At 32.0% G+C, this 7,768-nt stretch carries 10 protein-coding genes and 1 pseudogene; 7 read left to right on the forward strand and 4 right to left on the reverse strand.

Annotated elements, in window-relative coordinates:
- The coding region (locus BD31_RS10775; protein ID WP_008300206.1) for a DUF5679 domain-containing protein at positions 1-349 on the forward strand (349 nt) is incomplete at its 5' end.
- A 30-nt stretch (positions 350-379) separates the two neighbouring features.
- Here the strand turns inward: BD31_RS10775 and BD31_RS06430 are convergent.
- Positions 380-853, reverse strand: coding sequence for a hypothetical protein (locus BD31_RS06430; protein ID WP_008300212.1), 474 nt, complete (start codon positions 851-853; stop codon positions 380-382).
- 309 nt (positions 854-1,162) lie between these two features.
- On the opposite strand from BD31_RS06430, the gene BD31_RS06435 reads away from it, so the two are divergent.
- Positions 1,163-1,372 carry a hypothetical protein gene (locus BD31_RS06435; RefSeq protein ID WP_008300215.1) on the forward strand — a complete coding sequence of 70 codons (210 nt, stop codon included), beginning with the start codon at positions 1,163-1,165 and terminating at the stop codon, positions 1,370-1,372.
- Here the strand turns inward: BD31_RS06435 and cyoE are convergent.
- From cyoE to asd, 3 genes are all read right to left on the reverse strand, one after another.
- On the reverse strand, positions 1,367-2,296 hold the full coding sequence (cyoE, locus tag BD31_RS06440) for a heme o synthase (protein WP_008300214.1): 930 nt from the start codon (positions 2,294-2,296) through the stop codon (positions 1,367-1,369). The two genes, BD31_RS06435 and cyoE, sit on opposite strands and share 6 nt — an antisense overlap.
- Positions 2,297-2,298: 2 nt before the next feature.
- Positions 2,299-2,748 (reverse strand): Lrp/AsnC family transcriptional regulator, encoded by a 450-nt coding sequence (locus BD31_RS09835; RefSeq protein ID WP_008300218.1) that lies wholly within the window; start codon positions 2,746-2,748, stop codon positions 2,299-2,301.
- 89 nt (positions 2,749-2,837) lie between these two features.
- On the reverse strand, positions 2,838-3,914 hold the full coding sequence (gene asd / locus BD31_RS06450; RefSeq protein ID WP_008300200.1) for an aspartate-semialdehyde dehydrogenase: 1,077 nt from the start codon (positions 3,912-3,914) through the stop codon (positions 2,838-2,840).
- Between the two features lie 83 nt (positions 3,915-3,997).
- On the opposite strand from asd, the gene BD31_RS06455 reads away from it, so the two are divergent.
- From BD31_RS06455 to BD31_RS06475, 5 genes and pseudogenes are all read left to right on the forward strand, one after another.
- Complete coding sequence (locus BD31_RS06455; protein ID WP_048097530.1) at positions 3,998-5,074, forward strand: pyridoxal phosphate-dependent aminotransferase; 1,077 nt, start codon at positions 3,998-4,000, stop codon at positions 5,072-5,074.
- A complete protein-coding gene (locus tag BD31_RS06460) occupies positions 5,071-5,910 on the forward strand; it encodes a cobyric acid synthase (protein ID WP_008300209.1) in 840 nt (279 codons plus the stop codon). Before BD31_RS06455 ends, BD31_RS06460 begins: the two co-directional genes overlap by 4 nt.
- Entirely contained in the window at positions 5,907-6,878 is a 972-nt protein-coding gene (locus tag BD31_RS06465) for a cobalamin biosynthesis protein (RefSeq protein WP_008300204.1), read from the forward strand. Before BD31_RS06460 ends, BD31_RS06465 begins: the two co-directional genes overlap by 4 nt.
- Positions 6,871-7,596 (forward strand): adenosylcobinamide-GDP ribazoletransferase, encoded by a 726-nt coding sequence (gene cobS, locus BD31_RS06470; protein ID WP_008300219.1) that lies wholly within the window; start codon positions 6,871-6,873, stop codon positions 7,594-7,596. The genes BD31_RS06465 and cobS overlap by 8 nt, the downstream gene beginning before the upstream one ends.
- A gap of 11 nt (positions 7,597-7,607) precedes the next feature.
- A pseudogene (locus BD31_RS06475) lies at positions 7,608-7,768 on the forward strand (NTP transferase domain-containing protein); the annotation flags it as partial.

Genomic DNA, 7,768 nt, shown 5'->3' on the forward strand with positions numbered 1-7,768 from the left:
ATCCAAATTAAACTCTTCTTTTGATGATCCTACTCCAGAACAATTCTCTAAAATAGAAAAGTTAGAAAGAGAAATCAAACAATTAGAAGAATCTAATATTGAACAGAAAATTATTCAAAAGTTACATAAACAAAATAAAAAACTCGACAATATTGAAAGAAAACTCCGTGATTCAGAAACCCCCAAAAGCCAATCAACTTCTTTAGAATCCTATTGTGTAAAGTGTAAAACAAAAAGAAAAATTGAAAATGCAGAAGAAACAGTCATGAAAAATGGAAGACATGGTGTTAGAGGAATATGTTCTATTTGTCACAGTAAAGTTTTCAGAATTGGAAAAATGAACAAATAATATTTTTTCTTGATTTATGATTTAATCCAATTATACCTGCGGTGTTTTCCATGCTTGATTGAATTTTTTGATAGCCTCTTGATAAGCCATAATGGAATCATCCCCTGACGTTTTGAGAAATTTTTCCCATTGCTCATTGAATTTTTTTATTGACTCAATATTGGTTTCTTTGAAAATATTTTCAATCATCTTAGTTTGTTGTTTGATATATTCTGGACCAATTTCCTTCCATGTGTTCTCCCAACTCGAACTGACTTTTTTTAATAATTCAGCATCCGACTCAATAGCTTTTTGACATGCGTCATGATATGTCATCAAAGTTTCATTTGTGGCCTTTTGCCATTGTGCTAATGATTCCTTCCAACCATTTAACGCAGAATTGTAATCTTTCCATGCCTTTTCAAATTCTGGTTTATTCGATGAAGATTTAACCTGTTTTTTTGAATTAGAATTTGTTTTTTTAATTGGTTTCTTCTTAACCGGAGTTTTTTTCTTGGTAGCCATATTCTAGTTTAAAAATAGTAGATGTTAAATCTTTCAATAATTTTGAGGTTTGAACATTCATCTGTTAGATTTTAGACGCTTTAGAAAAACTCGGCAAATGCTTTTCATCCTTATTTTTAAATAATTTGTAGTGATTCATGCATAAATTTCTCGTTTCTCTAAAACTAATTTTTACAGTCTCTGCTGCTTTTTCTTTGCACTCTGAAATACTACACTTCAATATATTGGCTAGTCATGATTTACTAATAAAACTTTGAAATAATGTAATGTTCCTGCTAACTTTTTATGATTGCCTTATGTCGAAAAATCATGAATGATGATGAAAAAGGAAAGCGATTTTTAGAGTTAATCGATGAGCAAAATAATCTTCAATGGAGTATTGTTGTAAAATTATCATCACTTGTAAATTCAAAATGGAGTTCTATAGATTTAAAAAATGATCTTGAATCGTTAGTAGAAAAACATTCAAAAATTACTAAAGAACTTAACAGCCTAGATAATAATGGCAGTATTTTATAATGCAGAATCTACCATTAAGGCAATAAACAATACTGCCAGATAAGGACTAGAAAATTTAAACAAAGTCCATGCTGCTTTTTCCATGGGTTTGATGATCACCCAGATTGATAATCCTATCATCAGTGCTCCTGATGCAATTGCTGTCCAGAGATATACATCACCTATCATTCTTTCACCACTTTCAGTTGTTAAGAAGAATGGTGCAATTGAAAATAACACCATCACAACAGTTGAACCTGCAATTGCCCTTGCTGAAGTTTTTTCTGATTGAACTGCTGTTAACATTGGAACATTTACTTTATTATAATCATCTTTGAAATGTAGCGTCAAAGCCCAAATGTGCATTGGGATCCAAATAAACACTAATCCTGCCATTGCAAGACCCATTGTCCACAAGTCTGACATACTTACAGCAACCCATCCAATCATTGGTGGTGAACCACCACATAATCCGCCTAAAATTATGTTAGTTCTTGAATTTCGTTTTAAGACATATGAATAAACTATGATGTTGTTGACTAACCCAAATGCAATGAATGCTGTTGCCCATGCACCTTGTTCTAGTGTGGTAGTAAAAGAAATCCCAAATGCTAAAACCAGTGATATTCCAGCTAATGCTAATCCAAAATTTCTGGCTTTGACGGCAGGATAGATTCTCTTTGATGGAAGGGGTCTGCCTTTTGTACGCTCCATTACTGCATCAATATCTCTATCATGATAATTTGTCAAAGTGTTGGCAGCTGCTGAACCTGCTGCCACTGAAAATAACATCAAAATCCAAGTTGCAGGTGAAATTTCAATATTGTAAATATTAGATGCGGTTAATGCAGCACCAAATGCAGTAAATACAAGCAAATACCAAATTTTTGGCTTTGTTAATTCATAGTATACCGCAACTCGTGATTCTGATTTTTGTTTTTGCAATGTTATTCACTATCCTTTGATGGCATATATGGCATTGCTTTCATTCGTGATTTCATCTCAATAAAAGACTCAGAAGACTGAATTCCTTCAATTCTGCCAATTTTTTCAGAGACCAATTTATGCATTTGATCTAATGATTTTGCATACATTGTTACCAAAATGTCGAATCTACCTGTAACCTCTGCCACTTCCCGAACCCCATCAATCTTGAATAATTCCTCAATAATATGATCACGTTTTTTTGTATCCATGTTAATCCCGGTCAAAGCTTTGACAGTATATCCAAGTTCATTATCATTTACAACAATTGTGAAACGTTCAATTAATTTTCGTTTTACTAGTCTTTTGATTCTTGAATATACTACAGATGAGTTAACATTGATTTTTTTTGATAAACGAGGAACTGAAATTGATGCATCTTCCGATAATTCTGACAAAATTTGTAAATCCAAGTCATCAACTTTTACCGTTTAAAACACCTGTGTCGATCTAGATTTCTGGATCTTATAAAGTTATTATTGAAAAAATTGCAATAAATAATCTAAATCTTGCCTTTTTTGTATAACATCTCAGCTAACAAAACCGCTCCTTTTGCTGAACCCATTTTTTTGTTGTGTGAGAACAGCATGTATTTGAGACCATTATCAAATAGTTCTTCTTTTTCCACTCTTCCAATTGTTGTAGTCATTCCATCGCCAACAGATCTTTCCATTCTAGGCTGAGGTCTTGTAGGATCTTCATGAAATGCATAGTAGTTTTCAGGTGCTGATGGTAATCCTAAAACAGAAATATCCTTATTGCATTGGTTGTAGGTATCTTTTGCTTTTGTAGGATCTATTTGTTCAGTTGTTTCAACAAACACAGATTCAGTATGTCCATCTATTACAGGTACTCTGGTACAAGTACAGCTAATTCTGATATCTGCATCTTCGATTTTCCCATCCTTTAGTTTACCTAAAATTTTTCTTGTCTCCATCCTAACTTTTCCTTCTTCTTTTGGAATATATGGAATAATGTTGTCGGTAATTCCCATTGCGGATACTCCTGATTTTCCACCTCCTGATATTGCCTGCATTGAAGTCATCATAACTTTCTTTGCTCCGTATTTTTCAAGTAATGGTTTTAATGTAATTGCTAAACCTGTTGTGGTACAATTTGGTAATGGTGCTACCCAACCCTTCCAGTTTCTATTTTTCTTTTGAATTTCAAGTAATTCTGTTTGTTCATCATTAATTCCTGGAATGAGTATCGGTACATCTTCTTCATATCTATAAGCAGAACTAGTTGAAATCACCGGTAAATCTGCAGCCATTTTTGTCTCAATATCTCTAGCAGCTTCTGACTCAACTGCAGAAAACACTAGGTCTAATTGAGAAACATCTAACTCATCAATTGATTTTACTGTCATATCTTTGATATATTCAGGAATTTCGCCTCCAACATCCCATGCTATAATTCCACTTGAATCCTTAATTGCATCGAGATATTTTTTACCAGCAGAACGCTCAGATGCTGCAATTTGAGTTACTTGAAACCATGGATGATTATTTAATGACTGGACAAATTCCTGTCCTACAGAACCAGTAACACCAATGATTGCAACTCTTTTTTTATCCATAATCTGTTAGTTGATCGCTTTCAATTAATAATCGTTTTCTGAATTACCACAACATACTAAATCAGCGAACTCTATTTGGAACTGTGAAAATACAACAAAAATCCTCCATTATTAGACATATTCCTGTGATCCATGGTGGGAAAAATGCTCTGATAAAATCAAATGTTCTAGATTTCAGCTCTAATATTACTCCGATAGGAGTTCCACAAGCAGTAAAAACCACTCTTAAAAAAAATCTTGACGTTATCCAAAGATATCCAGATTTTAGTTCATCCAAAGTAATTTCAAGCCTAAAAAAATATACCAAGTTGGACAAGTCGTATTTGATAGTTGGAAATGGTGCAATAGAAATAATCTATAATTTCTGTTTTGCATTTTTATCTAAAAATTCCCAAGTATTGATTCCAGTGCCAACTTTTCAAGAATATGAAACTGCTGCAAAATTAAACAATTGTAAAATTTCATATTTTAAAACAATGAATCTGTCTGAAAATTTGGATTCATTTCTTTCAAAAATACCTAAACAAGGATGTGTGTTTCTTTGTAATCCTAATAATCCTACTGGCAAACTTTTGACAAAAAATCAAGTATTACATATCATTAAAACCGCAAAAAAACTATCTTCAATTGTATTTGTTGATGAATGCTTTATTGAAATGGTTCCTGGATCCAATGATTCTGTAATATCTTATGTCAAGAAATATGATAATCTTTTTGTTTTGCGTTCATTGACAAAATCTTTTGGGTTACCTGGAATAAGAATTGGATATGCTGCAGCTTCTAAACCAATAATCAAGATACTGCAAAAAATAAAAATTCCTTGGAGTGTAAATTCTTTAGCACAAGATGCAGCAATCATATCACTAAAAAATACATCCCATCTAAAAAAATCAAATAATGTAATTAAAAAAGAATTAAATTATTTAATAAACACAATTTCTAAACTAGATGGATTTTATTGCTATGAATCCTCTACAAATTTTATTTTAATTAAAACAAAATACATTTCAACAAAATTACAACATAAATTACTTAAACATAAAATATTGATTAGGGATTGTAAAAATTTTAGAGGTCTAGACAGTCATCACATTAGAATTGCAGTTAAATCCCATAAAGATAATCTAAAACTTGTAAGAGCATTGGAGAAAATTAAATGAAATCTTTAATGATTCAAGGTACATCTTCTGGTGCTGGAAAAACTACTTTAGTTGCTGCTCTTTGCAGAATTTTTTCTGACAAAGGTTATCGTGTTGCACCGTTCAAATCTCAAAACATGTCAAATTTTGCATATGTCACGCCCAAATTTGAGATTTCTCGTGCTCAAGCTATTCAAGCTATTGGCGCACGATGTAATATCACATCTGACCTGAATCCGATTTTACTAAAACCAGTAGGCGATTACAATAGTCTTGTATATCTAAATGGAAAGCGTTACAAGAAAATGCATGCTAAAGATTATTATGAAAAATTTGTAAATACTCAAGGAATCAAAATTGCTTTAAAATCTCTAAAAACTTTACAGGATAATTTTGATTTGGTAATTTTAGAGGGGGCAGGATCACCTGCTGAAATTAATTTACAAAAATTTGATATTGCAAATATGAAAATTGCACAAAAAGCAAACGCATCTGTTTTATTAGTATCTGATATTGATAAAGGTGGTTCGTTTGCAAGTCTTGTTGGAACTATGACTCTAATTGAAAAAAAATATCAAAAACTTGTAAAGGGATTTGTGTTAAACAAATTTAGAGGAGATATCGATGTATTGAAACCTGGATTTAACAAACTCAAGAAAATTACGAATGTACCAGTTTTAGGAACTATTCCAATGATGACATTGAATTTGCCTGAAGAAGACTCTCTTAATGCAAAACCCAAAAATATTATCTGGAACAAAAAAAATATCTCAAAAATTGATAATGAATTAAACAGATTGGCAGAAACTGTCAAATCCAATATCAATATAAAAACAATTGAGAAGATGATACAATGATTCTTGAATTAACACTAGTTATCGGGATTGCAATAATTCTTGATTTTATCTTTGGAGATCCTAAAAATAAATATCATCCAACAGCTTGGATTGGAATATTAATTGCAAAACTAGTTCCTATTGTAAAAAATAAAGATTCAACTCTGGAAAAACTTGGTGGAATAACAGTTGTGGTTGTTTCTTCAAGTATCGTTGTCATGTTTATTTGGAGTTTTGAATATGTAATATCTTTACTCACAATTGAATATCTCTCAATCATTATGTCTGTGGTGGTTGGTGGATTGTTGCTAAAAACCACAATTGCTATACGAGGAATGGAAAATCATGCTAAAGCTGTGTTGGTGTCTCTAGATGGTGATAATTTAGAGAGAGCTAGAACAAATTTGTCTATGATTGTTAAGAGAAATACTAAAAATTTGGACAAAAATCACATTATTTCAGGAGTCTTAGAGAGTATTAGTGAGAATACTGTAGATGGCATTACGGGACCGTTGTTCTATTATGCTCTTTTTGGATTACCTGGAGCTTTTGTATATCGCGTAATTAATACTGCAGATTCAATGATTGGATACAAAACTGATATCTTCAAAAATGTTGGTTGGTTTGCAGCATCATGTGATACTATTTTGAATTACATTCCATCAAGACTAACAGGATTAATCATGATTGTTTCAGCTGCAATTTTACAAAATAATTGGAAGGAGTCTTACAAGGTAATGATTAGAGATGGTAAAAAAACTGAAAGTCTAAATGCGGGATATCCTATGGCCGCATTAGCGGGAGCTCTTGAAACAAAATTTGAAAAGATTAATCACTACAATCTAGGTGATGGTGAAGTTATACTGACAAATATGCATGTGTACTCGGCAATTAAAATAATGAAACTAACTTCTATACTTTTTATTGGAATGGTAAGTATCCCGATAATTTCTCTTTTAACACTTGTTGGATGGTGGGTTCATGCTTAAAGAAATTAGTTCTGTTTTTTCTTTTCTAACTATTATTCCATCTTCAAATGCAACGTTGGAAAATATTGCAAAATACATGTATTTTTTTCCTATCGTTGGAATTGCAATAGGAATTTTAGTAGGTTCATTTGGTTTTGGATTATCCTTTTTCTTAGATCCATTGATCGTTAGTTTGCTAGTTGTAGCGTCTATTGCAATTATTACTGGAATACATCATACAGATGGTTTGGCAGATTTTGCAGATGGATTAATGGTGAAAGGAACTAAAGATAAGAAGCTTAACGCAATGAAAGATCTCTCAACAGGTTCTGCAGGAATTGTTGCAGTTATTTTGTATATCATTGGCTTGATAATCACAATTTCTTTGACTAGCGGATTTGATTTGTTTAGAGCAATTCTGATTAGTGAAATCTTAGCAAAATTTTCAATGGTATTGATGGCAAGTTTAGGTAATTCCGCATCTTTGGGCTCAAATTCTCCTTTCGTGATGTTTATGAAAGATAAGAAAAAACTCTCAGTAGCCTTCATTCTTATGATTATCCCTGTAATTATTATTGGTGAAACTACTGGACTGGTGATGTTAGGTGTGACTTTCACTCTAACTATATTTCTCTTATCTATATCCACTAGAAGTTTTGGAGGAATAACTGGTGATGTACTTGGTGCTACTAACGAGCTTACAAGACTTGCTTCCTTGATGGTATTTGTATCAATATGATTGGTCTGATTATGGCAGGTGGTAAAGGTACTCGAATGAATTTACCGGATGAGAAACTATTACTCCAATATAAAAAACCATTAATTCTTCATGTAGTTGATTCATTAAATAACTCAAATTGTTTTTCAAATATTTTAGGGATTACTAGTTTTAATTCTCCCAAAACAAAAAA

The sequence above is a fragment of the Candidatus Nitrosopumilus salarius BD31 genome (assembly GCF_000242875.2).
Classification (GTDB): domain Archaea; phylum Thermoproteota; class Nitrososphaeria; order Nitrososphaerales; family Nitrosopumilaceae; genus Nitrosopumilus; species Nitrosopumilus salarius.

What these genes read in the sequence shown, in the direction of transcription:
- BD31_RS06430 (WP_008300212.1), bottom strand. Translation starts at nt 853, where the DNA reads ATGGCTACCAAGAAAAAAACTCCGGTTAAGAAGAAACCAATTAAAAAA.
- BD31_RS06435 (WP_008300215.1), top strand. Translation starts at nt 1,163, where the DNA reads ATGAATGATGATGAAAAAGGAAAGCGATTTTTAGAGTTAATCGATGAG.
- asd (WP_008300200.1), bottom strand. Translation starts at nt 3,914, where the DNA reads ATGGATAAAAAAAGAGTTGCAATCATTGGTGTTACTGGTTCTGTAGGA.
- BD31_RS06460 (WP_008300209.1), top strand. Translation starts at nt 5,071, where the DNA reads ATGAAATCTTTAATGATTCAAGGTACATCTTCTGGTGCTGGAAAAACT.
- BD31_RS06465 (WP_008300204.1), top strand. Translation starts at nt 5,907, where the DNA reads ATGATTCTTGAATTAACACTAGTTATCGGGATTGCAATAATTCTTGAT.
- cobS (WP_008300219.1), top strand. Translation starts at nt 6,871, where the DNA reads ATGCTTAAAGAAATTAGTTCTGTTTTTTCTTTTCTAACTATTATTCCA.